We start from the raw sequence: 24543 nt of genomic DNA on the forward strand, positions 1-24543 counted from the left end.
ACTAAAGGCAGGCCCGCTCGACCTTGGTTGAGAGCCTCGTAGTACTCCGTATAACCCGATTGATGGTAGCAAGGGATAATAATGGTAGAGCATACACAGCCCACGGATTTGGTAGACAATGCCGTCGCAGAAGGCGGTGCTTATGAAATCATCAGAAAACGTCTGTTGGATCAGGGCCAGCAACTGGAGCAAGAAATTCATCAGCTGAATCAGGCGCGTACCGATGAGTTTGGTAGCTCGGAAATGGCCGTTGTTGCACGTTGTCGGGTGCGTACGGAAAATAACTGCATCGCTCGCGATATGGTGCAAGTGGGTCAGCATTTGCTGTTTGGCTACAATGTCTTTATTGGTTTGAAAAAAGAGACCAGTGTAGATGATGTATTTGCATTATTTGATGTTAAGGAAGTCGACGGCCAGTTTGAGATGGTGGCGGTGGATAATAACGCGTCATTTTTATCTGAACCTTCTTTTGTTAACGACTTTGAGGAGCTATACCGCTACTACAAAAACACCCGTTTAGTTGAACTGACGGTAAAAGATGGCAAGCTTCTAGCTGGCTTTCAGATCGGTGAGCGATTAGAGGACTTACGAGTATTCCGTTGGTCGGTTTCTGCCGATGGCAACACGGTGAAGTATATTGATAACCGTGGTGAGCGCGATATTCAGTTGCCTCCGGCCTATGATTTTGAGTGGTTAGAAACGACCCGTGATGATGCCGTTAATGGCCGTCATCCTCATATTAATATTCTCGATACGTTGTTTGTCGAAACCATTGGTGGTGATTTGACCATCAAGGTAGAAAACAATACCGAAGATGGCTTGGGTATTTACCAAGAGCCAGTTGAAGATCGAACCCAGTCGTTGGACGATGCCGATATATTTTATGCCCAAGTGGGCGATCTGATTCTTCTGAAGATTCTGCCCTACCGGGAAGAGCAGTGGCGCTTCTTTATTTATAACTGCTTAACGGAATCCGTTGCTCGCATTGATGCCATTGGTGATTCGTGTGTGCAACTGCCAGAAGATCATGGTGTGATTTTCCCAGGTGGTTGTTATCTGACCAGTGGTGAATACAAGCAGTTCGATGAGCGTACTCGCGGCATGCGTTTTAAGCGTAAAGTCAAATCGCCTAATGGCGAAGATATGCTGTATGTGTTTTACCATCCACTAGATGGTGAGGTAGGACTGCTGGCCTATAACTTAATCGATAAGAGCCTGCAAAACCCCATTTATGGTCACGGTTATGCACTGTCGGACAGCGGCCGCTTGGTGATCTTCTCTGCTGAGTCTGAGCCAACTCGGGTGCACCCAATGCAGATTTGGCAAACCCCTTATCAAAGCGCAGAATTTGCCAGTAAGGTACCAGCCAGTCAGAGCTTTTATGGTCGCATTGGCAATGCAGAGTTGGTACGCGGAGTATCGGATTTGTTCAGTCTGGTACGCATGATTAATAACCAAAGTGTGTCCGTTAGGCTGTATGAAGAGCTCAGCAAGGCGGCTGGCAAGGTATTTGATGATCATTATTGGCTCGAAGATGAACCGGTGGCGGCTATGGCTGCCTTGGTTAAAGAGGTCGCGAGTACTGCAGAACTGGTTATTGACGAATTTGAAAAAGTACAAAGCATTCGTCAGCAGTCTGATAAAGCCATGCACGAAGCCGAACAGGCTCAGCAAGATCTGGTTCAGTCGATTCAAACCGAAAGTTGGCAGTCGGCCGAAGAGTATGTGCAGGCGTTAGATCGGTTACGTCATCAACGTGGCCATTTAATGACCATCAAGGAACTGCGTTACATTGATGTGGGCCGCATTGATCAGTTGGATCAACAGCTGCAGCAACTGGAATCGTCGCTCAGTGAGCGCACCGTGGTATTTTTGTCGGATGAGCAAGCGCTGCAGCCGTATCAGGAAAAAATTGCACAGTTTAACCAGCAGGTAGACAGTGTTGAAACCATCGCTGAACTGGAGCCTCTGGTTGAGGCGATTGAGTCTACGGCGACGGGCTTGGATTTATTGTCAGAATTAATGGCGACTCTTAGCGTAGATGATGCAACGGTGCGCACCCGCATCATTGATACTATCTCGCAGGTGTATTCCAAGCTTAATCAATGCCGTGCTAAGGCTAAGCATAAGCAAAAATCCCTTGGCTCATCCGAGGCGATTGCTCAGTTTGGTGCGCAGTTTAAGTTGTTTTCTCAAAGTATTGCCAATGCGCTGGGTATGGCCAATACGCCAGAAAAATGTGATGAGCAGTTATCACGTTTGTTAGTGCAGCTGGAAGAGTTTGAAAGCCAATATAGCGAATTTGACGACTTTCTTGCCGATATTATGGAAAAGCGGGAGGAGTTGTATGAATCGTTTGAGGGGCATAAGCAAAAGCTGATTGATGAAATTCAGCGTAAAGCCCAGTCTGTTGCCGATGCCGCCAGTCGTATCTTAGGCAGTATCGAAAAACGCTCACTGAAGTTTACCGAGCAAGATGAACTTAATACGTATTTTGCTTCAGATGCGCTGGTGCTGAAAATACGCGAGCAAATTGAGCAGCTGCGTGAGCTGGATGCATCGGTCAAGGCCGATGACGTAGAGTCTCGGTTAAAGAGTATTAAAGAGCAGGCCCTGCGGTCACTGCGTGATAAAGCCGATATTTATGAAGACGGTGGTAACGTCATCAAGTTGGGTCCAAGGCATAAGTTCTCGGTCAATACTCAAGAACTGGATTTAACCATTATTCCCCGGGACGGCGAGCTCAATATTCATCTGACCGGCACCGACTTTTATGAGCCCATTACTCATTCTGAGCTGCTGACGCTGCGCGGCTATTGGGATATGCATTTAGAGTCTGAAACCAAAGAGGTTTATCGGGCTGAATATCTGGCGGCATTAATTATTGATGCCGCTCAGCAGCAGCGCGAGTCCTTGTCGATGGACAAGTTGCGAAGTGCCTTAGTGGCAGAAGGCGAGTTGGAAGAGATCGTTCGTACCTTTGCTAGCCCTCGCTATAAAGAAGGCTACGAAAAAGGTATTCACGATTATGATGCCACGCTGTTGTTGCGTGCGATTGTGCCTGCCCTAGACAGTGCCGATTTATTGCGCTTTGATCCCTTGTGCCGGGGGTTGGCACAGGTGTACTGGTCTAATATCAAAGGCTTGGTACGCACCCGCAGCACAGAAGGGCACGAGCAGGCGGCATTGTGCTATTCCACTTGGCCGGAACGTGCTCAATCGGCAGCACAAATGGAGTCGGTGTTTCGCAGTAACGAAGCCGTGAACCTTTTGGTTAATGAGGTCTCTGCATCGATCCAGTCCTTTATTGAGCAGGATCCTATTGCCGTTACTGAACTCGATATTCGCCGTGCAGCCGATTATTTAGTAGCTGAGTTGGGGCGTGAGCGGGTTGAATTTATTGGCAGTAAATACGCTACTCAGTTGGTGGACGAGCTAAAACGCTCAATGGATGACGAAACCTGGCGTCGTTATCAGATGGCGCTGGATAAAATGATGGGCTGGCCTGCAGAGCGCTGGAATCTCACCTCGGCATGGCTGCAAGCCTTGGTCAAAGAAAAGCAGCTAACTTCGCTGCAGCGTTATATTCCAGAAGCCATTGCCCTTATTAACGCCAATGAGCGACTGGATCGACGCTTTACCGAAGTTGATCTGGAACTGAGTGTCAGCGGACTGATGGGCGATCATGGATTAATGAAGCAGCAAACCCTGACCTTTGGCTTGGATGCTTACCTATTAAAGATGGAGCGCCATCGCTTTGAAGTGGTGCCTAGCTATCGCCGCTACCTAGAGATACGCCAGCAAGTTATTGCTGATGAGCGTGATGCCTTGCGCCTAAATGAGTTTAAGCCAAGACCGTTAAGCTCGTTTGTGCGTAACCGCCTGATTAACGAATCGTATCTGCCGTTGATTGGCGATAATTTGGCCAAGCAGATGGGAACCGTAGGCGAGAATAAGCGCTCAGACCTGATGGGCCTTTTAATGATGATCTCGCCACCGGGTTACGGTAAAACGACCTTAATGGAATACGTGGCCAGTCGTTTGGGCTTGATCTTTATGAAGATCAACTGTCCGTCATTGGGGCATGAAGTAACGTCATTGGACCCTGAACAAGCGCCTGACTCTACCTCGCGTAAAGAGTTAGAAAAGCTAAACCTAGCGTTGGAAATGGGTAATAACGTGATGCTGTATCTGGACGATATTCAGCATACTGATCCGGAATTTTTGCAGAAGTTTATCTCCTTATGTGATGGTACACGACGAGTGGATGGTGTGTGGAAAGGCAAAACCAAAACCTATGATATGCGTGGTAAGAAATTCTGCGTGGTCATGGCCGGTAACCCTTATACCGAATCCGGCGAAGCCTTCAGAATTCCAGATATGTTGGCCAACCGAGCCGATATCTACAACTTGGGCGATATTCTGGGCGGTATGGAGGAGCAGTTTGCGCTCAGTTATATCGAAAACGCGCTGACTTCAAATCCGGTGCTGGCGCCACTGGCCGTCAGAGAAATGACTGATGTGTATAAGCTGATTGATCTAGCCAAGGGACGAGAGGTGGCAACCAGCGATTTGTCACATCAATACAGCGGTGCTGAAATCAACGAGATTACCTCTGTGCTGCAGAAGATGATGGTAGTACAGGACGTGATTTTAAAGATCAATCAACAATACATTGCATCGGCTGCTCAGGATGATAAATATCGAACTGAGCCACCGTTTAAGTTGCAAGGTAGTTATCGCAATATGAATAAAATGACGGAAAAAATTTCCGCCGTGATGAACGATAGCGAACTGATGCAAATGATTGCCGATCACTACCTGGGGGAATCTCAGTTATTGACCACAGGTGCAGAAGACAATTTGCTGAAGCTGGCTGAGCTGCGTGGCAATATGACTGACGCTCAGCAGCAGCGCTGGCAGGAGATCAAAACCGATTTCTTGCGCAATAAAGCCATGGGCGGAGACGGCGCCGATACAGGTGCGCGTGTGGTCGCGCAATTGGCAGATATGGCTGCAGGTATTCAGTCGCTGTCTGATGGTGCGTTGCAAAGCCGAGAGCAGATGCAACATAACAGTGCCCAGGTTGCCAACAGTGTGTTACAGGGGCTGAATCATTTTTCCGAGTCAATACGGCAAATTGAACCTAAAGTGACGGTAAGTAATGAACCGGTGCCGGGCCTAGACAAGATATTAACCGTACTGGCCGATACTATTGAAAACAGCATTTTCCCGCTGGTGCGTAGCATGGATAAAAAGCTCGATATTGATCTTAGAACCCATGAAAAGATGCTTGATATATCTCAGCAGTTACGTCAACTGGAAGTCACTGTTGGTACTCAATCTAAATCAGACCGTTTACAGCCTAAACCTGATACTTCACGGCCTGACGCGCCATGATAGCGATGTTAATACGCCGCCTGCGTTTGCTGGCGGTGATAGTGTTGGTGTTGGTGGGGGTATTTATTGCCGATACTCTGTTGAACCTGGGGCTGCGCCAATTTGGCATTTGGCCGAGGCAGGTCGATAGCTGGTTTCATATCGCATTGGCACCATTTATTCATGGAAACTGGTCGCATTTGCTGAATAATCTGATTGGACTCATGGTGATGAGTCTGATCAGCTTACGCCATTCGGTGCGGCAATATTTGCTGGCCAGTATGTTTATTATCTTAGTTTCGGGTGTGCTGGTTTGGCTATTTGCAAGACCCGCGATTCATTTGGGGGCCAGTGGCTGGATCTTTGGTTTGTGGGCCTGGCAAATATCGTTGGCATTGTTTGCACGCAGCATCGCCAATGTACTGGTAGCATTACTAGTGGTATTTGCTTACGGTGGCCTGGCTTTTGGACTGCTGCCGATTCAACCGGGAGTATCGTTTGAGTCACATATTGCAGGTGCGATTGCCGGCGTTGTTTTTGCCTTTTTAAGTGCATCAGTCAGTCGTTCCCCGTCGGCATCCGAAGCAAATTTGAAGTAAAGGAGCAGAACATGCATTGTCTGCAATGTAAGGGCAGTCAGTTGCAGCCGGTTGTATTGGAAACCGGCCTCGTGGCTGCGGGCTGTACAGATTGTGGTGGCAGCTTGTTACCACTGCTGAATTATCGTTATTGGGTTCAAACAACTGAGCAAGACAGTACCGAACTAGATGATGAGTTTTCTGCCGAAGACTCACCCGGCGCTAAGCTATGCCCCAAGTGCGATCGCTTGATGAGCAAATATCGCATTGGGCATGACCAAGACAACCGGGTAGAGCTGTGTGCCTCTTGTGATGAAGTTTGGCTGGATGCTGGTGAGTGGTCGTTGTTAAAGGCCTGTGGTATTCACCAGCAGTTGCCAAAGATATTTACCGATGCTTGGCAACGTCAGATTCGCCTGGCGGAAAGAGAGCTCAGTTTGAAGACGAATTTCTGTAACCGCTTGGGTGATGAGGCCTTTAATAAGGCAAATGAGTTTCGTGATTGGTTGAATCAGCAGCCGAATAAGTCTGATATTCTGCAGTTTTTATCTATTCGCAATGCGACATCAAATAACAAGGGTGAGCCAACTCCTTTATTGGCTATGTCGGATGCAGTAAGTAACGTTTGATGGATGTTTGTTAAAGAGCCTAGTTTGCTCAAATTTGTTAGGAGAAAAGCATGAAAGAAAGTCGTGATTATTTAGAAATGTCGTTCCACTCCATCAATTGCTTTGCAAACGATGGCACCTTGGATGTGCATGAGTTGGAAAAGATTGTCGACATCGCCAAACGTGATGGATTGGTTGATGACAATGAAAAGCGTGTCTTGTCCAATATTATTGGTCGCTTGTCAGACAAGGAACTGCGCGGTGAACTGCGCCGCCGTGTTGAGGAGCTAAAGGACGAATATGACCTGTAAATCAGGTTTGGCCCGGCATACGCTGAGTAGCGGTGCTGGGCTATTTCCCCCAATCATAATCAGGTGCGGTGTAATTCTGTTGGGATTGAAAGGGCAGTAGATATTCCTGATGAAATACTGCACGGTACAACCGCCTAGACAGCTCCGAACCATCAGAGCCGGGATGTATTATAAACTCGTCTTTAGTGAACTTCCCATCAAGGGAATAGCGGTATAAATAACCTTGATGGTTATTTTGTCGCCAGTAGCTCCACAGATAATTAGGGCCTGATGCGGTCAGTTCCAGGGCTACGGCCTTTGGGTGCAATGGCACCACAGTGTTGATATGGGCACCGTTTGCCTGGCTGAGAGATATCATAAACGGACCGCCTGCGTTACCAAACAGTGCCGATGGGCCTGATTGGATCGTATCTGCAATACCATCTTGATTAATATCGCCATGGTAGACCCAGCCGGTATCGGCATAGCTACCATTACTGGCCGTTAGCAGTGCAGTGGCCACAAGAAGTGAAGTGGAGAGTGATCGATACATATAATTCTCACTACTAGTAAGTGAAGAGTTGTCTTGCTTATAACGAGCCAGCTAGGCGATCATTAAACCTTCTTTGCTGGCCATATGGGAAGGCGCTGATGGATGCCTAGGGTTAATACAGTTAGGTTATCAATGACTGACTGTCTTGTGTAAAGTCATTGATTTGCGCGCTGATCTTTTGAATCACATCGCGCAGCCATTGCAAACCAGGGTCACGCTCATCACGTTTATGCCACGCCAGATACATTATCGGAGTTGGGATCGGAATTGGAGTCGGCCTGGCAATAAGTTCACCCCGTTGCAGATATTTAGCCACCACAGGATAGGGTAATACGGTAATTAAATTGCTTTCTTGTACCAACTCAGCCGCACCGGCAAAGGTATTGAGTGTCATGGCGAGGCGGCGTTTTAATCCCATTTCTGCCAGACTGATATCCACCGACCCTTCCGCCTGACCCGATAACGATACCAGTAACTGATCGGTGGCGATAAAGCGTTTTAGCGTTAATTTGCCTTTGCTTAACGGGTGGCCCGGTCGCATCACCACCACAAAGGGGTTTTCAAACAAAGCGCGGGCGGCAATCTGTTGATGTCGACCAAAATAGTGCCCCATCACCATATCGACCTCGGCTTGCATCAACTGCTGCTCCAGCTCACCGGTATAAGGTACGGCATGGATATCAATGTTGGGGGCGTGCTGTTCGATATGCTGGCGTAAGGGGGGCCAGAACATGCCCGTCAAACCATCGGTTAAGGCAATGCGAAAACAGCGTTGCTGGCAGCTTGGGTCAAAATGGGCTGGATTAACGGCATCACGAATATCCGATAGGGGATGAGCGATCTGGGCCCACAGGCGTTCCGCATAAGGCGTGGGTCTAACGCCGCGGCCGTCTTTCACGAATAAAGGGTCGCGCCACACATGGCGCATGCGGGCCAGGGCATTAGAAACCGATGGCTGGGTCATGGCCAGTCGCTCTGCCGCTGCCGTTACCGATTGCTCACGCATAATGGCATCAAAGATAACCACCAAATTCAGATCTGTTTTTGCCATGGCCAATTCATCACATTAATCAATGAATAGAATACTACCTATCAATTAGACCGTATTGAAGTCCTGCATAACAATAATCTCATCAATTAACACAAAGGCAGGACATGAATATGAGCATCACAAAAAACGACAGCATTAAAAACAGCATGCAAGCAGCTTACATCGAAGGTTATGGCACACAGCAAAAGCTGGTGTTAGGTCAGCTGCCCACACCTGAGGTGGCCGATCACCAGGTATTAATTAAGGTCAGTGCCGCTGGAGTGAACCCGGTCGATTTTCATATTCGCAACGGCATGATTGCCGACTCCGGAACCCACAGCTTGCCACTGATTCTGGGCTGGGATGTTGCTGGCCAAGTGGTCGCTAAGGGGGCTGTGGTGAGCCAGCATGACGTTGGCGATCAGGTATTTGCTTTTGCCCCTATTGATCGCCAGGGTGCCTACGCCGAATACATCAGTGTTGATGCTAGCCTAGTGGCGAAAAAGCCAAACAGCCTGAGCCAGTTAGAAAGTGCAGGGGTGCCATTGGCCGCGGTGACAGCTTGGCAAGGCTTGGTTGAAGAAGGCAAGCTTGTTTCCGGGCAGACCGTATTGATATTGGGTGCCTCTGGTGGTGTGGGCGGTTTTGCGGTGCAAATCGCTAAAGCCTTAGGTGCGCATGTTATTGCCAGCGCCTCTGGTAAAAATGCAGCTTATGTAAAAAGTTTGGGAGCGGATGAGTTTATTGATTATAAAACTACTGACTTTGCCAAGGTCGTCAGTGAGGTTGATCTGGCCTTTGTTATCAGTAGCGGGGGTGATTTAGTCAAACGCGCATTCAGTGTGGTGAAAGGCGGTGGCCATTTGGTCTCAACCTTAGATGATGTAGAAGCAGAATTTGTCGCCAAACATCAAGTGAACTTCAGTCGCATGTGGGTACAGCCCAGCGGTGATGACCTGGCGCGAATCGGCGATATGATCGATGGCGGTGATATTCAGGTGAATTTGGATCGTGTCTATCCATTGGCTGATATTAACGATGCCATTAAGCGCAGCGAAGCTCAGCTAGCGGTCGGTAAGATAGTAATAGACTTACAAGCTTAACGAGCCAGCCATCCAGTAAATGCTGGGTGGCTTATTTTTTAATCAATGTTATTTCACTCATACAATTGATATGTAAAACACCGATCTAGGAGACAGGGGTGAGTATGCCCGGTTCGAATTAGAATTCGCCCCATCCTAAGCCTGCGCGTTAAACCCATTTTTTGTGCTCTGAAATTTTTAGATTGCAGGGAAGGGCAGTCGGCGCTACGGCAATGCTGGGGAGAGTAATAAAAAGCGATTTTCAGGGTATTGAACAAATCTGAAAATTTCTGAAGGAATGTTGCAGAAAATAGGCACCACAGGGACACCCTGGAGCCGCCAATATTTGACATGCTTTTGACATGTTTGGGGTCGTTTAAGGGGTGTTTTGGGGCTTTTGACATGCCGTTGACATGCAAGAAATTCAGCGGGGTTTGGTGTCTAAGTCGTTGATTTTAAAGGAAAAGCTTAGACCTCTCCACAAGAAGCCGATATTTTTCATTAACTATTTGAATCTAAAGGGAAAATTAGAGTTCGTTTGTTTCTCATCCCCCATTGGTACCCCTGTTGTTTGCAGGATACCCCCGAATACGGATCTCACCGATCAATTGCCTTGTCCATAAACACTGTGTGCGATAACCGCACCTATAAGCCGTACTTACAGTACACCAATAGCGACAGTGGTTTAGGACAATGATCATTTTGTCAAAATATGCTAGCGTCGGAGTGTTCATAAAAAGGATGTCATGATGGCTCAGCAAACACTGCTCAGTTGGATAGAGCAAACTGACCTGATCAAATGCCTCGATGCTACATTTCAGCACCTGCTAGCAAATACCATCGCGCCTCTGGTGTCGTCCTGTGTGCTACATGGCATGCAACTGAATAAGCTGGTCGCATGCATCGAACGCTGTCTAGTGGGGCAAGTCAGCAGCTTTAAAGGTGGCAAAGCCAGATTTCTCGACGAACTCGATACACTCACCATGAGCAATCAGGCGGTACGACAGAAAGATGCCATCATGGCAGAAGTATGCAGCACTGATTTCTGGAAAGCCCCTAGCATGGATAAAGCTGGAGCGGCGTGTCATGAGTTGTGCGGTATTATGAAGCATCGTCAGCAGCATATCACCCTTGGCTATGAGATTGGCGCCACGCGGTCAGGGGCTACAGGTATCTGCAAAGCAGAGCACGTAGTCAAGATCAGTGCTGCCAACAAGGTCATGACCGACCCTTACAAGCTGAATGATACTTTGGACCAAGTGGTATCAGCTGGTCAGGTTTTTCAGAAAATTCACCAGATTGAAGCTGTCGAAGGGGCGGAATTAAAAGCACTGATCTCTACCATGCTCACCAGCCATCTTGATGTGAGTTTGGAAACACTCAGCGAGTTTTATGGCCGCATAACAGATCAACAGCACCTGACGGTGCTTGAGATGATCGGGCTAGACCCGCATACGGTAGAAAACCATTTTAAGAATTTTCTACACGCTCATCCAGCACTTAGCAGGTGCAGTTTATGAGACTATTAAATAACTATATCACACAGCATGTCTCTATCATGATTGAAGAGTTCTACGAGGCGCCCTTTATCTCAGTTTCGCATGAGGGAATAGACGGTGTTTTTGTTCCGGGTGACGTTGAGAAGTTAATTACGGTGCTCAAGCCCTTTATCAAGTCTGAATCCTAATCTACGGTTTCCTAGTGAAATAGCTTACAGGAGTAAGTATGCAACTACTGCAATGGACAACAGAACTCATCGCCATGGCATCTCTTGTAGGTTTTGTGCTGGCGGCATTGGGCTTTTGTTAGCGATGGTCTTTCAGGGCCGAAAAAGTACAGCATTAAGTGAGCAGCTTAAGCAGGCCGAGCAAGCCTTTGAGTCGGCGAGTGTTCAGAGTCAAAAGCAACAGCTGGATCTACAGAAGCTTACTCAAACCCTTCACGATAAGGAGTTGGAAGAGAGCAGACTGCAAACACAGCTAGACAGTGTTCAGTCCACAGCCCAAACCACAGAAAAGCGCCTGAATGATACTGTCACAGACCTGAAAGCTCAGCTGGCCAGCCAGCAAAAAGCGCTGGATGAGGTTAAGGGGCAACATCACAGCGCCGAAAAGCTATTGGAAACAGCTCAGGCTGATAATCGTTTTCTGAACAAAGCGGTCGAAGAACTACGAGTACGTCTGGATAATGCGGAACAAAACGTGCTTCAAGAACGTACGGAAGTGAACAGGCTTAAAGACGAACTCGCCCAAGAGGGTAAGAAGGCTGAAGGGCTCAGCAATACACTGGACGAGGCGCGTCTGCATTTTCGTGAGCAACGAGACAGCTTAACCGAGCAAAAAGAGGAACATAAACGCTTGATGAAAGAGCGCCTGCAGCTTGAAAACGAACATGCAGAACTAAAAACCACGCTCGAGAAACGAGAAGAGCACTTTAAAGAACAGATGCAACAGCTCAGTGAGACCAAGCAATCGCTCACCAAAGAGTTTGAAAATCTAGCGAACAGAATCTTTGAGGAAAAAGGCAAAACCTTTAGTCATACCAGCCAGGCAGGTATCGACACTATGCTCAAGCCTTTCCGCGAGCAGATCGAAGGCTTCCAGAAGCGCATCAACGAAGTACATGACGCATCTCTGCAGGGCAATACCACTCTCAATGCTGAGATCAAGAAAGTGCTCGATATTGGTCTGCAGATGAGCAAAGAGGCCAATAACTTGACTGCGGCCCTCAAAGGGGACTCTCAGCAGCGGGGTGCCTGGGGTGAAGCGCAGCTGCGCCGCACGCTGGAAATGAGCGGTTTAATCGAAGATGCACATTACGAAGTACAAAGCGCTTTTAAAGATGCCGAAGGCAAACAAAAGCAAACTGACTATTTGATTAGGTTGCCGGATGGCAAGCGCATCATCATCGACAGCAAGGTTGCACTCAATGCATACGATCGGGCAGTCGGTGCACAATCTCCGGAAGAATATCAAATGGCCATGGATGAGCACATAAAAGCCGTACGCAAGCACATCGAAGACCTTGCATCGAAGGACTACACCAACCTGGTGGGTATGCGCAGCCCCAGTTTTGTGCTCATGTTTATGCCAATAGAACCTGCTTATATTGAGGCACTTAAGCACAATAAAGACTTGTTTGAATACGGCTACAAAAAAGGCATTGTGCTGGTATCGCACACTACCTTGGTGCCTATTTTGCGCACCGTATCAAACTTGTGGATGATCGAGCGCAGCAAGGCAGAAGCACGCGAGATCAGTGAGAAAGCAGGTGACATCTATAACTCGGTGTGCACCGTAGCAGAACGTTTACAGAAGCTTGGCGGTACTCTGAACACCGTCAGCAATCATTATAATAGTGCTGTCACGGCACTGGCCGGTCAACAAGGTTTGTACGGTAAAGTAGATCGCTTTAGTCAGCTCTCCGCCAAAGTCAGTAAAAGTCTGCCGCGTATAGAGACAGCCCACGTAGACTTTGAAAACGAACGTCTGGCACTAATTGTTGAACCCATAGATGAGTCGGCCATTGCGAGTGACGAGGAGCAAATCTCATTGCATGATGAAGCACTTAGCAGTCCAGCCATCGCGTCCACTCAGCAGCCAGAGAGGGCTGAAAATCATTAAGCGAGACTAATCGGGAAGCGTAGTCTCTAGTAACGGATAGAGACAAAACATGCTCACTGGCACAGTCCGTAACGATATCGACAAACTCTGATACTGGTAGTATCCCAGCTTGTAAACCGCGATCGAATAAATCAGCAACGTGATATCCGCCAGCATGCTCGACACACAATACAATGAGCTCTCTGGCCGTGATATCACGGCCAGAGAGAATACAGTAATGTGCCAAGCGAAACGTTTTCTTAAACTGAGGTTTAGGATGGTGACGGAGAAAAAACTATGATTGCAGTACTTTTTATATGTAAAGATATGGTGCTTGCCGTTGTCTGTGTCGCTAGAAATAAGGCGCAGGTAGGTACGTATTTAAAGAAATTCTTAGGCTAATTGCAATGGCTCGCGTGTGTATGTCCTTGGGTTTTCCTGAAGCGCTCATGCTGCCGCTATTAAAAGACAAGATGATTTCACTTATTGCAGGGATTCTCTATGGATACCACTGATCAATCTGCCGTTGCTATCAACGTCACGTTGCTGGAAAAAATCAATTTTGCCTGCCACCAGAGTGCGTTTTCGGTGTTGCGTGAGCTGGTTGTTTTTCATGCGGATGAAAACATGGAGCTGGAAAACCTGGTATTGCGCATGGAGGCATCCCCAGCTTTTGTGGCAGAGAAAAGTTGGACAATCGATAGGCTCAGTGCCGGTGCACAACTGATGATTAAAGATCGCGATATTCAGTTGGACGGTGGTTTGTTGCTAGGTTTGACCGAGTCGATGAAAGGCTCTGTACGATTTACGTTGTCGCAGAATGATGCGGTTCTGTGCGAGCGAGTGTTGCCTGTGGAGTTGCTGGCACACAACGAATGGGGTGGCAACCAATATATGCCGGAGTTGTTGGCGGCTTTTTGTACCCCTAATGACCCAGCAGTGGATCGCATTCTGGGGAAGACCAGTCAAGTGCTACGCAAGGCTGGTAAAGCAGATGCGATTGACGGTTATAAGGGCGGTAGCCGTCAGCGGGTTTGGGAGTTGGCGTCGGCGGTTTATTCCGCCATTGTAAATCAGCAAATTGGCTATGCATTGCCTCCTTCCAGTTTTGAAATTAACGGCCAGAAAATTCGTTCTCCCGGTGCCATTGCTGACAGCAAGGTGGCTACTTGCCTGGATACTACGCTGTTGTTTGCAGCGGCGTTTGAGCAAGCGGCTTTAAATCCAATTGTGGTGCTCACTGAAGGCCATGCGTTGGTAGGGGTGTGGCTGGAGCCGGAAGATTTTAGCAGTGTGATGGTCACTGATGCTGAACTGCTGCGACAAAGACTGGCGCTGAAAGAGCTGGTGTTGATTGAAACAACACTCGTTACTCAGCACCCATCGGTACCCTTTTCTCATGCCGTGCAAATCGGCGCCAAAACGGTAGCGTTAGATAAAGATGATGAATTTGTGGCCGCTGTGGATATCCGCCGAGCACGTGATCATCGTATTAATCCGCTGGCTCTGGTAGTAGAGCGTCGTAATGATGCCATTGGCGAGCTGGATGACTCCGTCGAGCCTGCGTTTGAAGAAGCGCCACTTCTGCCATCGTTTTCTGTGCCTGTCCACGAGGATGATGTACCGGCCAGCGCAGCGGGCCGGATGGAGCGCTGGCAAAGCAAATTATTGGACTTGTCGGCGCGTAACCCGTTGCTGAATCATCGGCTAGGCAACAGCAGTTTGTCATTTGTATCTGCGAATCCGGCTGAGCTGGAAGATATGCTGGCGGCTGGTGCTCGAATAACGATATCGCCGTTTCCCAAGTTAAAGGGTGCCGAACAGGACGAAGAGATTTACAACCAGCGCAGCGGCGATGATCTGAAGGAAACCTACGCGCGTGAAGCGTTACAGAAAAAGCAACTGCTGGTGGATAGAAGTCCGGAGGAGTTGGATAAAGCGACGGTGGGCATTTATCGTAAAGCCCAGACTTCTTTAAAGGAAGGTGGTTCGAACACGCTGTTTCTCGCCATAGGCTTTCTGCTCTGGAAACAGAATGAAAAAGACTCGAAGCGCTATCGTGCTCCTCTGATTCTATTACCGGTGACGCTTGAGCGTAAATCCGTTCGTAGTGGTATCAAGATTACCGCCAGCGACGACGAGCCCAGATTTAATACAACGCTACTGGAAATGCTGAATAAAGACTTTGGTATTGAGCTGCGCGGCCTGCATGGGGCTTTGCCGGAAGATGCCAGTGGCGTAGATGTTGAAGGAATATGGCATCAGGTGAGGCTGGCAATTAAAGAAATGCCGGGTTTTGAGGTCATTGAAGATGTGGTGTTAGGGCACTTCTCATTTGCCAAGTATTTGATGTGGAAAGATCTGGTCGATCGCGCTGATGCCCTGCGAGAAAACTCGGTGGTTAAACATTTGCTTGACAGCCCAAGAGAGCCATACGAAAGCAATATTCGCTTCGTCGATGGTGATCAGATTGATCGCGACTATGCACCTTCGGACTTGCTCACACCATTACCAGCAGATTCTTCGCAGATGGCGGCGATAGCGACGGCTGATCGAGGGAAGGATTTTGTGATTATCGGCCCTCCCGGTACGGGTAAAAGCCAGACCATTAGTAACCTGATTGCCCATATGCTGGGTAAAGGCAAAAAAGTGTTGTTTGTTTCAGAAAAAACAGCAGCACTGGAAGTGGTTCATCGCCGTTTAAAAGACATTGGTCTGGGTAATTTCTGCCTTGAACTGCACTCCAATAAGGCTCGTAAAGCTGATGTATTGAACCAATTACGGTCGTCCTGGAATCAGGCTGGTCAGGCTTCCGCGACGGAATGGCAGAGCGAGGCTTTACGTCTGAAGTCGTTACGAGATCGATTGAATACACTGGTGAACAGCCTGCATCAGCGTTGTGCCAACGGTCTTACTCCGTATTACGCCATGGGTGTGAGTATTCGTGATAAAGATTTGGCAGCCAAAGCTGAGCTCAGTTGGAGCTCTGCCAATGCGCATACAGAAGATGACCTGAACCGATTGCGTGAGGCGGCTGATACATTGCGGGTTCAGGCGCTGGCAATTGGTGATGTCAGCCAGCATGAGCTGGCTTCGATTGATCATTCGGATTGGACACCGCAGTGGCAAGAGCAACTGACGGCGCAGGTCAAGCAGCTCGAGCGCGCCGCCATTACTTTGGATCAGCGTTTGTCGGAGCTTCTGTCAGCATTAGGCCTTGAGCTGCGCGTTCACGAGCTTGAACGCTTGCAGGCGTTGCGCGAGTTGGGGCAGGTCATGCTGGATTCATACCGGCAGCCTTCATCTTTCGCTTTGGAGCCGGATGGGGTTGACCGCTTGGAAGCCATGGAAACCGTAATCAGGCTATTGAAAGACTATGTCAAAGCCCAAGCAGGGTTAAGTTGCCAGTACGCATCACGAGCTTGGCAAAATCTCGATCCGGTTGAATTAGAGCAGCGCTGGCAGCATGCCAACACCTCTTGGTGGCCAAAATGCTGGTTTGCTAAGCGTGCGCTGATTAAACAGACCGTGCAAGCTGGCGCGCAGGGCAAACCGGATCTCAACGTGGATATTGCACTGCTGAAACAGATGAAGTCTGCGGCGGAGGAGATAGATCAGCTGGAGAATATGCTGGCAGGGCTGAAAGGCTGGCAATCTTACGAGACTGATCCTGATGTTTTAAACCAGCTGCAATTGTTGGGTGCGCGTGCCCGTTCTGCCGTGGGTAAATTGGCAGATGACGCCGACATCCTTATGGCATTTAGAGGCCGAATAAGAACCTTACTTTACGAAGGCAATGACCTGTTAGCTACTGATGCTCCGGTAGGACGCAGTGTGATAGCGTTTATGGAAGCGCTGACCTGTTTCGATGATGTGAAAACTCAGGTCGAACAATTGGCAGGTGCAGCGGTGTGGTCAACTCTGGATACACAAGGTCCCATCTTGCCCGCCATTTCCGATTGGTGTCAGCGCATAAGCAATAAACAGCAGTCGTTGCGTGATTGGTGTGCCTGGGTTCGTCGGCGTAATGAAGCCATCGATCTGCAACTTGGAGCACTGGTGACCGCGATTGAGGAGGGGGTTGTAGCAGCAGAGGATATTGGCGATACCTTTGAGGCCTCTTACTGCTTGTGGTGGTCAAAAGCTGTAATCGGCGAAAACAGTTTGCTGAGTTCGTTTTCATCTGCGGAGCACGAAGCAGCCATTCAGGCTTTCCGGGATTTAGATACGCGCTTTAGCCAACTCACGGCTGAGTATATTGCCGCTAAGTTATCTGGCGGAATTCCGGATCAGGATGATGTGCAAAAAAGTTCTTCCTGGGGAGTTCTTCGCCACGAGTTGCAGAAAAAAATCAGACATAAACCCGTGCGTGAAATGCTAGAGCTAATGCCTGATGTGGTAACGACTTTGGCTCCTTGCTTGATGATGTCACCGCTGTCGATTGCTCAGTTTCTATCTACCGATCAATCACTCTTCGATGTGGTGATTTTTGATGAAGCATCGCAAATCACGGTATGGGATGCTGTGGGGGCTCTGGCCCGTGGCAAGCAGGTCATTGTTGCTGGTGACCCGAAGCAGATGCCACCGACTAATTTCTTCGCGCGTGCTGATAATGATCCTGATGGTGATCTGGACGAAGGCGATTTAGAAAGTATTCTAGATGAGCTCATTGGTGCCAGTATTCCTTCTCGCGTACTTAATCTACATTACCGTTCTCGACGTGAAAGCCTGATTGCCTTTTCAAATAGTCGCTATTACGACAACTCTCTGGTGACATTTCCAGCGCCTGTTCACCCCGATAAAGGCGTGCGTTTGATTAAACCTGAAGGCTTTTATGCAAGGGGGAAAGCGCGCCATAATCAAGGTGAAGCAAAAGCAATTGTTGAGGATATTCTACGCCGTCTGAGGTCCTCAGATGACAGTGTCCGTCAACAGTCAATTGGCGTGGTGACGTTTAACACAGAGCAACAAAGCCTGATCGAAGATCTACTTGATAAAGCACGCTCAGCCGACCCTTCAATTGAGTGGGCTTTTTCGGAGGAGCATTCGCTGGAGCCGGTTTTTGTAAAAAATCTGGAGTCGGTTCAGGGGGATGAGCGCGATGTAATTCTGTTCAGTATTACTTACGGCCCCGATGAATCTGGCCATGTCACGATGAACTTTGGCCCGCTCAACCGCACTGGTGGTGAGCGCAGGTTAAACGTTGCTATGACGCGAGCGCGCTCGCAAATGGTGGTGTTCTCAACCTTATCTCCGGACCAGATTCACCTGGGCCGTACCAAGGCAGCGGCGGTGGCAGATCTGAAACACTTTCTTGAATATGCGGAGCGTGGTGCTTCTGCTCTGGGGGCAGCGGTTCACGGTTCATTGGGGGACTTCGAGTCTCCGTTTGAAGTGGCTGTTGCCAGAGGGTTACAGCAAAAAGGTTGGACAGTTCATCCTCAGGTTGGGGTTTCGGCATATCGAATTGATCTGGGTGTTGTGCATCCGGATATTCCCGGCATTTATCTGTCTGGTGTTGAATGTGACGGCGCGATGTATCACAGCTCTGCCTATGCACGAGAGCGAGACAAGATTCGTCAGCAGGTTCTGGAAGGTCTGGGATGGCATATGGTGCGCGTCTGGTCGACCAACTGGTGGGTCAACCAGCAACACGAAATTGACCTGTTGCATACCAAGCTTTCCGAACGTCTGGCCGAGGATCGTAAGTATCGCCAGCAGCAGGTGGTCGGCGATCATTCAGGGAGCGATATGAGTGAGTCTGAATCTCGCCTCTCGGAAACTGAGCCAGATGAAAACCGAAACCAAATCGCGAATCAGGCTCGCAGCCCAGAACAGTCAGGTAGACCAGGCGCCAGCTTAGATACAGGAATTTTCCAGTGCTACCAAGTGATGAATTTTTCAGCTTTTACGCTGGAGCCGACTCAATTCTATGAGGAGGGCTACGACGAACATTTGCGGGAAATAATCAGACAATTGATCAATACAGAAGGCCCGATTCATGAGTTACTTTTGTTACAGCGTATTGCTCGGGCCCATGCTTTCAAGCGTGCTGGGGCAAAAATGCTGGATAGGGTCAATGAGCTAGCCTCATCGTCTTGTGATTTTAGTGAGGAAAGCACGGGCAAGTTCTGGTGGCCCGAAGGGGCTGGTGAGAAAGGCAGGGAACGCTTTGCACGAACAAATAACCGCCCGGAAGATGCATCCAAGCTCGATTGGATTTGTGATACCGAGCTGAGGAATATCATTAAAAATAGTGAGCTACAGGGCGATCTGGCCAGCTTCTGCCGAGTCCTGGGTATTCAGCGGCTAACAGCCAATACAAAGGCGCGGCTCGAAGCACTGATGCAAACGGATGAGGCTTTTTAGTCTGCCCTTTCTCATAGAAGACAAACTTGTTATCGCCGTGTCATCCAGTGCGCTGTTTGACCTGGCAGAATCTGACAAGGTTTTCGTGAACAAGGCTCTGTGGCGTATCAGCGGTTTCAGGAACAGCACCTGGACACTGTGTTGGAGACTGGTGTGGCGTTTCCGTTTATTCGCCGGTTTTTGGCATTTAATCGGCGCTTTCCTCAGGAATGTCCGGTTAAGGTGGTGTTGCTATCAAGCAACGCCACAGCGACCGGTCGGCGAGTAGCTTTTCTTTGCCATTGACTCGGTATTTAAGGCGCCAGTACTTGGCTCCGCTTTTCTTAAACCAGCAGGAACAAGCCTCTCTCATTGAATAGCTTGTAGTCTTAGGCATAGGCGGCTGAGTTGGTTATAGGCATAATTTTTTTGGGTAGTTATTCACGGTCGAACTCAAGTCCCCAAGATGTACCCCGATGAAGGTGTTGCTGTCCATGGACATCGTTGAACTGTTGAAGCTTAAGGTAAGTTTTTAGAGGGCTTTCAGAGCGTTTGGAAGAAGGTGTTGAACCTGGGAAATGAACTTCTGGCCTCCCCACAGGGACTCGAACCCCGATCGATCGCTTAGGAGGCGACTGCTCTATCCTGTTGAGCTATAGGGAGGCAAGGCCGGGGATTGTAACGGTTGTTAGCTTGGCTGTCATCCGTCGTCCAAGGCTTCTTTTTCTTGCTCCACTTTGCGCCGCTCTTCCCACTGAAACTCGGTAATCAACCTATCAAGATAGCGCTGTGCAGTGGCTGATAGTAGGGTGAAGGCAAAACCACATTGGGTATCACCTTTATCGTCGATAACAACATGGCGTGCTTCCAGGCTGCAGTCCATGGTGTGGTCACGGTTAAAGCGCACATGAGCAATGGGGAATTCACGCTGCTCATCCAGACGTTTTTTCACATTGCCTTTAAAGTGCGCTTTAAAACCGCTAGACGAGATATCCACCATGTTTCCGGTGAGGTTGCCCTGCTCGTCATTCATTTTTACTTTCACCAGAATATCGTGAGCAGGGGGCACCATTACTCGATAGGCGGTGCGGCGTTGTAGGTACAGCACATGTTCTGGTAGTTCAATACGATAGCGTTCTTTGCCTGGCTGGTATTTTAATCGACCCGTGACCCGAAACTCGATGCGAATACCGCGAGCATCACATTCAATGCTAAAGCGCTTGCCGCTTCTAATCAGATCGTTGCCGTCTCGGGGAATGACCTGATCCAAGAAAAAGGAACGACTTTTAAAATCTGTTTGGGTTATTGCGGAGTGAAACTCTACGTCACTGCCGTCAATGCGTACGATGACGGGTGACTCCATCAGCACAATTTTGCGCAGAGCACCGTAGACATCTTCTGCTTCGGTTAATGTGTATTCCTGATTCTCTTCTGACATCGTCCCGGATCCTGGCTCAGGCCTGCACGTAACCCTGCCCTGTGTTTACACCTTTGGCTTTACCTTGCTCGTTGTATAAGTGTGGATCATTATTCCCGCCGCGCAATATTTGTAAGCGTTGCTGGGTGCGATGACGTGCTTGCAATACCAACTGCGACAGTTGCTCTGATAGCCGTCGATTGTTGTCGTATTGATCGGCAAGTTGTTGCCACAGCAGCGGAATATCTTGGTGGTTGGCAATGCAGTCATGCTGTAGGCAAGCAGGGGAGTGAGGCAGCTGCTGCTGCGTCATCCACTGCAGCCGCTGCTCTGCGGTTTGCTGGAGCTGAGCTAACAGCTGCTGCTTGTGGGGCTGAAGCGCCTGCAGCGCTTCTAGCGATAGATTTTTTAGAACGCCCAGTTCTTGGTTTAACACTTCATATAACTGAACGGCTATATCAAGTTCGGTGCAGAGGTAACGTACGAACGGTTCGGTGTTCAGAGACATGGGAAAGTCCCAATCAGTTTAAACGCTCATCAAAATCAAGCATTTTTCCTGCCAGTCTCTCATAGTCGATCTTATATTCGCCGTTGCTCAGTGCATTGCGTATCCGCTCAACCGTAGCATCGTCCACTTCGGGCATGTCACGGATCTCAGCTTCTATCTGCTGGATGCTCTTGCTGCTGGCGCTAAGCTTCACCTGATCGGCATAGTTGGCACCTTGCTCTTTTGGGGCAGCCCCAGGTTTACTGGCAGGTTGCTCGGCAACCGGCTCAGACCGGGTGCGGGCATTGCTATCCAGCCCCCCGGTAAACTTGTTGATGTTCATAGTCAAATCTCCGAACCCGTTACTCATCATACACTCCTGCATGGTAGTTATCGGCAGTGAGTTTTGGAACTTTAAACTTTTTTGTCGATTCATCGTACTTGGACTACACCCGCCTCGATGATGGTGGCCTGGACTATCCGCCGCGACTGCAGGTTACGTACTCTTATACTCTCGCCTATATGGCCGCTGGCCAGTGCTTCACCTGGCATCTCTACCCGAATGCCTGGCTTAACAAGCTGAATTCTAACGCGTTGACGCCGGGCGATAACATCCGGTTGCTCGACCATATCGGCAGACAACACCTGGCCTGGACGCAGACTACGCTTGGCTTTTAAACCGATAACGTCATCCAGTGCCGCATAGAACCCCTTGGTTTGCTCACCCGCATCCAGTGTGGTTAAACGTACGTCCTCTGAGGTAATCAGTTGATCACTGGCGATCGGATTTGCCAGTACCACCATGGGCGTCATGTGGTGCAGTTGTAGCGCTAGATTCTGTGACCAGTAAGGGGCATCACAGCTGATAGCAATGCCGTTGCGCCCTGCTTGTAACGGACGAGCGCTGTCAATCTTTAGGGCTTGCTGGCACGGTGGCGGGCTGTATTCCAAATTTAGGCCGCTGAAACTGATACTGGCTTGGTCTTCAATGCCGGTTTGCTGACGCCACTGCAGCAGTAGCTGTCGTTCTAATTTTTGACGCCACTGCATGGCGTCATTGCTGGCAGCACGGCCGGGCAGCGCAGCCAGTAAAGTGGAAATTAACAGAATAATTCCACTCATCTGGCAGGCTTCGGCTATGCTCTGATAATGCAATCGCAAGAGTCTCATGTTATCGGCAGTTTTTTGTCACCTAGACTTTATTGATAGTTCTGGAGCAAAGGTCGTGCCGGTTTATTACAGGAGCTGTTTATGGCAGGCGTACTGGACACTGTTAACCAGCGAACACAGCTAGTCGGTGAAAACCGTCTGGAACTGTTGCTGTTCCGGGTTAATGGTCCACAGGTCTACGGCATCAATGTGTTTAAAGTGCGGGAAGTGCTGCAGTGTCCCAAGCTGACCATGCTGCCTGGCAGTCACCCGGTTATTCGTGGTGTTGCGCATCTTCGCTCAGGTACGACCACCATTATGGACATGAGCATGGCGACGGGGAACTCCCCGCTGCAAAATCTCGATAGCGCCTTTACCATCATCACTGAATACAACGGACAGACTCAGGGTTTTTTGGTGGCTGGCGTTGACCGCATCATCAATATGAACTGGGAAGAAATTCATCCACCACCAGAGGGCACTGGTCGCGATCATTACCTCACAGCGGTCACTGAGGTCGATAAGCATCTGGTCGAAATTATCGATGTAGAAAAGATTCTGGCTGAAGTCTCGCCTATCAATGAAGATATCAGTGAAGGCGTTATTACAGAAGATGTTCAAGAAGCCGCGCGGCAGAAGAAAGTTCTGATTGTTGATGACTCTAAAATTGCGCGTAAACAGATCACCCGCTGTCTGGAGCATATTGGCGTGGAGGTGGTCGCACTGAATGACGGCCGCCAGTGCTGGGATCATATGCTGGAAATTGTCGAGCAGGGTGAACGCCTGCAACAGCACTATATTATGTTGATCTCTGATATAGAAATGCCTGAGATGGATGGCTACACACTGACGACCAGAATTCGAGCGGACTCCCGTATGGATGGTTTTTTTGTCGTACTGCATTCGTCGCTGAGCGGCGTGTTTAATAAGGCCATGGTGGAGAAAGTAGGGGCAGATGACTTTATTGCTAAATTCGATCCGGACGTGCTGGCAGAGCGCGTTGTGAAACAATTAGATAGCTGATGGGTGCTGACAACGCATGACTTTGATGATATCACCGGATGAATACAAACGGTTCCGGCAGATGCTGGAAACCAGCAGTGGCATCATGCTGGGGGACGGCAAAGAATATTTGGTCACCAGCCGCTTGCGACGACTAACGGAGCGCGAATCTCTCAAGTCGATATCTGACTTGCTCGAAGCCTGTAATCGCAATCGAAATTTGCAAGAAGCCGTCATTGACGCCATGACGACTAATGAAACCCTGTGGTTTAGGGATGATCACCCGTATCGAATATTTCGTGAGAAACTGTTGCCAGAGCTGGCGCAGGGCCGGCGTGCACCACGTATCTGGTCGTCCGCCTGTTCGACTGGGCAAGAACCCTATTCACTAAGCATTGAAATAGAAGAGTTTAAAAAGCGTAACCCTGGCAAGCTAATGGCGGGTGAGCGTATCTTAGCAACCGATATTTCTCCATCGGCGTTGGCCGACGCTCGCAGAGGTCAGTACCAACAGCTGGCCATTCGCCGTGGCATGAGTGAACAGTATCTAAAAACCTATTTTAAACCCGCTGAAAATGATAGTTGGCAAATTGGTGATCAAGTCAAAAGCCGGGTTGAGTTCCGTTTGCAAAATCTGCAGCAGAGCTTCGCTTTGCTAGGCAAGTTTGACATCATTTTTTGCCGCAATGTACTGATCTACTTTTCTCCTGAGCTGAAGACTGACATCTTGCGGCGTATGCGCAGTTGTTTGAATCCTGGAGGCTACTTAATGCTGGGTGCTTCTGAAGCCATGAATAATCTCAATGATTGCTTTGAGATGGTTCAGTGCCACCCTGGCATTGTCTATCGAGCTAAGTAATATCAGCTGCATTGCTGATAGCTAGGCTGCACACCTTCGCCCGAGAGGATCGGGCTTGGTTGTCTCATATCTCCATTTCTCATACTTAGATACGGCTGCGATCAGCAAGATAGCGAACCTTACCTAATTCGCGATTTGTCGTGGAAGAACTGGACGGTT

16 protein-coding genes, 1 tRNA gene and 1 pseudogene are annotated in these 24543 nt (G+C 49.0%); 11 read left to right on the forward strand and 7 right to left on the reverse strand.

From position 1 onward, the window contains the following. The first annotated feature begins 81 nt into the window (after nt 1-81). Genes AC55FS_RS06565 through AC55FS_RS06580 form a run of 4 tightly spaced genes read left to right on the forward strand, consistent with a single transcriptional unit; the run spans nt 82 to nt 6876 of the window. Complete coding sequence (locus AC55FS_RS06565) at nt 82-5400, forward strand: DNA repair ATPase (RefSeq protein WP_496935276.1); 5319 nt, start codon at nt 82-84, stop codon at nt 5398-5400. Further along, complete coding sequence (locus tag AC55FS_RS06570) at nt 5397-5978, forward strand: rhomboid family intramembrane serine protease (protein WP_496935277.1); 582 nt, start codon at nt 5397-5399, stop codon at nt 5976-5978. Before AC55FS_RS06565 ends, AC55FS_RS06570 begins: the two co-directional genes overlap by 4 nt. Before the next feature lie 11 nt (nt 5979-5989). Then, nucleotides 5990-6586 (forward strand): TFIIB-type zinc ribbon-containing protein, encoded by a 597-nt coding sequence (locus tag AC55FS_RS06575; protein ID WP_496935278.1) that lies wholly within the window; start codon nt 5990-5992, stop codon nt 6584-6586. A 50-nt stretch (nt 6587-6636) separates the two neighbouring features. Then, the gene (locus AC55FS_RS06580; RefSeq protein WP_496935279.1) at nt 6637-6876 is read left to right on the forward strand and encodes a hypothetical protein; all 240 of its coding nucleotides are present in this window, start codon (nt 6637-6639) and stop codon (nt 6874-6876) included. A gap of 40 nt (nt 6877-6916) precedes the next feature. On the opposite strand, the gene AC55FS_RS06585 is transcribed toward AC55FS_RS06580, so the two are convergent. Together AC55FS_RS06585 and AC55FS_RS06590 are read right to left on the reverse strand one after the other, a co-directional pair. Further along, nucleotides 6917-7408, reverse strand: a complete 492-nt coding sequence (locus AC55FS_RS06585) for a hypothetical protein (RefSeq protein WP_496935280.1) — start codon at nt 7406-7408, stop codon at nt 6917-6919. A 121-nt stretch (nt 7409-7529) separates the two neighbouring features. Then, complete coding sequence (locus AC55FS_RS06590; RefSeq protein WP_496935281.1) at nt 7530-8459, reverse strand: LysR family transcriptional regulator; 930 nt, start codon at nt 8457-8459, stop codon at nt 7530-7532. A gap of 110 nt (nt 8460-8569) precedes the next feature. Here AC55FS_RS06590 and AC55FS_RS06595 point away from each other — a divergent pair, with 110 nt between their 5' ends. The 5 genes and pseudogenes from AC55FS_RS06595 to AC55FS_RS06615 all read left to right on the forward strand — a co-directional run bounded on the left by AC55FS_RS06595 (nt 8570) and on the right by AC55FS_RS06615 (nt 19776). Next, on the forward strand, nt 8570-9541 hold the full coding sequence (locus AC55FS_RS06595; protein WP_496935282.1) for an NADP-dependent oxidoreductase: 972 nt from the start codon (nt 8570-8572) through the stop codon (nt 9539-9541). Between the two features lie 728 nt (nt 9542-10269). Then, nucleotides 10270-11040 carry a hypothetical protein gene (locus AC55FS_RS06600; protein ID WP_496935283.1) on the forward strand — a complete coding sequence of 257 codons (771 nt, stop codon included), beginning with the start codon at nt 10270-10272 and terminating at the stop codon, nt 11038-11040. 219 nt (nt 11041-11259) lie between these two features. After that, a complete protein-coding gene (locus tag AC55FS_RS06605; RefSeq protein WP_496935284.1) occupies nt 11260-13143 on the forward strand; it encodes a DNA recombination protein RmuC in 1884 nt (627 codons plus the stop codon). 480 nt (nt 13144-13623) lie between these two features. Then, nucleotides 13624-19491 carry an anti-phage protein ProA gene (proA, locus tag AC55FS_RS06610; protein WP_496935285.1) on the forward strand — a complete coding sequence of 1956 codons (5868 nt, stop codon included), beginning with the start codon at nt 13624-13626 and terminating at the stop codon, nt 19489-19491. Beyond that, nucleotides 19478-19776, forward strand: a pseudogene (locus AC55FS_RS06615) (5'-nucleotidase). The gene proA and the pseudogene AC55FS_RS06615 overlap by 14 nt, the downstream one beginning before the upstream one ends. 281 nt (nt 19777-20057) lie before the next feature. Here AC55FS_RS06615 and AC55FS_RS06620 read toward each other — a convergent pair. The 5 genes from AC55FS_RS06620 to flgA form a co-directional block, all read right to left on the reverse strand. Continuing rightward, nucleotides 20058-20133: transfer RNA gene (locus AC55FS_RS06620), tRNA-Arg, on the reverse strand. A 37-nt stretch (nt 20134-20170) separates the two neighbouring features. Further along, nucleotides 20171-20908: a flagellar brake protein gene (locus AC55FS_RS06625; protein WP_496935286.1), complete on the reverse strand. Its 738-nt coding sequence runs from the start codon at nt 20906-20908 to the stop codon at nt 20171-20173. Between the two features lie 16 nt (nt 20909-20924). Next, entirely contained in the window at nt 20925-21395 is a 471-nt protein-coding gene (gene flgN / locus AC55FS_RS06630; RefSeq protein ID WP_496935287.1) for a flagellar export chaperone FlgN, read from the reverse strand. A gap of 13 nt (nt 21396-21408) precedes the next feature. Then, nucleotides 21409-21717 carry a flagellar biosynthesis anti-sigma factor FlgM gene (gene flgM / locus AC55FS_RS06635; protein WP_496935288.1) on the reverse strand — a complete coding sequence of 103 codons (309 nt, stop codon included), beginning with the start codon at nt 21715-21717 and terminating at the stop codon, nt 21409-21411. An 89-nt stretch (nt 21718-21806) separates the two neighbouring features. Further along, nucleotides 21807-22496 (reverse strand): flagellar basal body P-ring formation chaperone FlgA, encoded by a 690-nt coding sequence (gene flgA / locus AC55FS_RS06640; protein WP_496935289.1) that lies wholly within the window; start codon nt 22494-22496, stop codon nt 21807-21809. A gap of 129 nt (nt 22497-22625) precedes the next feature. On the opposite strand from flgA, the gene AC55FS_RS06645 reads away from it, so the two are divergent. Continuing rightward, nucleotides 22626-23546, forward strand: a complete 921-nt coding sequence (locus AC55FS_RS06645; protein ID WP_496935290.1) for a chemotaxis protein CheV — start codon at nt 22626-22628, stop codon at nt 23544-23546. A 16-nt stretch (nt 23547-23562) separates the two neighbouring features. Beyond that, a complete protein-coding gene (locus tag AC55FS_RS06650; RefSeq protein WP_496935291.1) occupies nt 23563-24384 on the forward strand; it encodes a CheR family methyltransferase in 822 nt (273 codons plus the stop codon). Nucleotides 24385-24543: the final 159 nt, after the last annotated feature.

The organism is Bacterioplanes sp. CLAM21 (assembly GCF_059641015.1).

Excerpts from the sequence above, each read along its gene's own strand:
- AC55FS_RS06565 (WP_496935276.1), top strand. The coding sequence starts at position 82 with ATGGTAGAGCATACACAGCCCACGGATTTGGTAGACAATGCCGTCGCA.
- AC55FS_RS06570 (WP_496935277.1), top strand. The coding sequence starts at position 5,397 with ATGATAGCGATGTTAATACGCCGCCTGCGTTTGCTGGCGGTGATAGTG.
- AC55FS_RS06575 (WP_496935278.1), top strand. The coding sequence starts at position 5,990 with ATGCATTGTCTGCAATGTAAGGGCAGTCAGTTGCAGCCGGTTGTATTG.
- AC55FS_RS06580 (WP_496935279.1), top strand. The coding sequence starts at position 6,637 with ATGAAAGAAAGTCGTGATTATTTAGAAATGTCGTTCCACTCCATCAAT.
- AC55FS_RS06585 (WP_496935280.1), bottom strand. The coding sequence starts at position 7,408 with ATGTATCGATCACTCTCCACTTCACTTCTTGTGGCCACTGCACTGCTA.
- AC55FS_RS06590 (WP_496935281.1), bottom strand. The coding sequence starts at position 8,459 with ATGGCAAAAACAGATCTGAATTTGGTGGTTATCTTTGATGCCATTATG.
- AC55FS_RS06595 (WP_496935282.1), top strand. The coding sequence starts at position 8,570 with ATGAGCATCACAAAAAACGACAGCATTAAAAACAGCATGCAAGCAGCT.
- AC55FS_RS06600 (WP_496935283.1), top strand. The coding sequence starts at position 10,270 with ATGGCTCAGCAAACACTGCTCAGTTGGATAGAGCAAACTGACCTGATC.
- AC55FS_RS06605 (WP_496935284.1), top strand. The coding sequence starts at position 11,260 with ATGGACAACAGAACTCATCGCCATGGCATCTCTTGTAGGTTTTGTGCT.
- proA (WP_496935285.1), top strand. The coding sequence starts at position 13,624 with ATGGATACCACTGATCAATCTGCCGTTGCTATCAACGTCACGTTGCTG.
- AC55FS_RS06625 (WP_496935286.1), bottom strand. The coding sequence starts at position 20,908 with ATGTCAGAAGAGAATCAGGAATACACATTAACCGAAGCAGAAGATGTC.
- flgN (WP_496935287.1), bottom strand. The coding sequence starts at position 21,395 with ATGTCTCTGAACACCGAACCGTTCGTACGTTACCTCTGCACCGAACTT.
- flgM (WP_496935288.1), bottom strand. The coding sequence starts at position 21,717 with ATGAACATCAACAAGTTTACCGGGGGGCTGGATAGCAATGCCCGCACC.
- flgA (WP_496935289.1), bottom strand. The coding sequence starts at position 22,496 with ATGAGTGGAATTATTCTGTTAATTTCCACTTTACTGGCTGCGCTGCCC.
- AC55FS_RS06645 (WP_496935290.1), top strand. The coding sequence starts at position 22,626 with ATGGCAGGCGTACTGGACACTGTTAACCAGCGAACACAGCTAGTCGGT.
- AC55FS_RS06650 (WP_496935291.1), top strand. The coding sequence starts at position 23,563 with ATGACTTTGATGATATCACCGGATGAATACAAACGGTTCCGGCAGATG.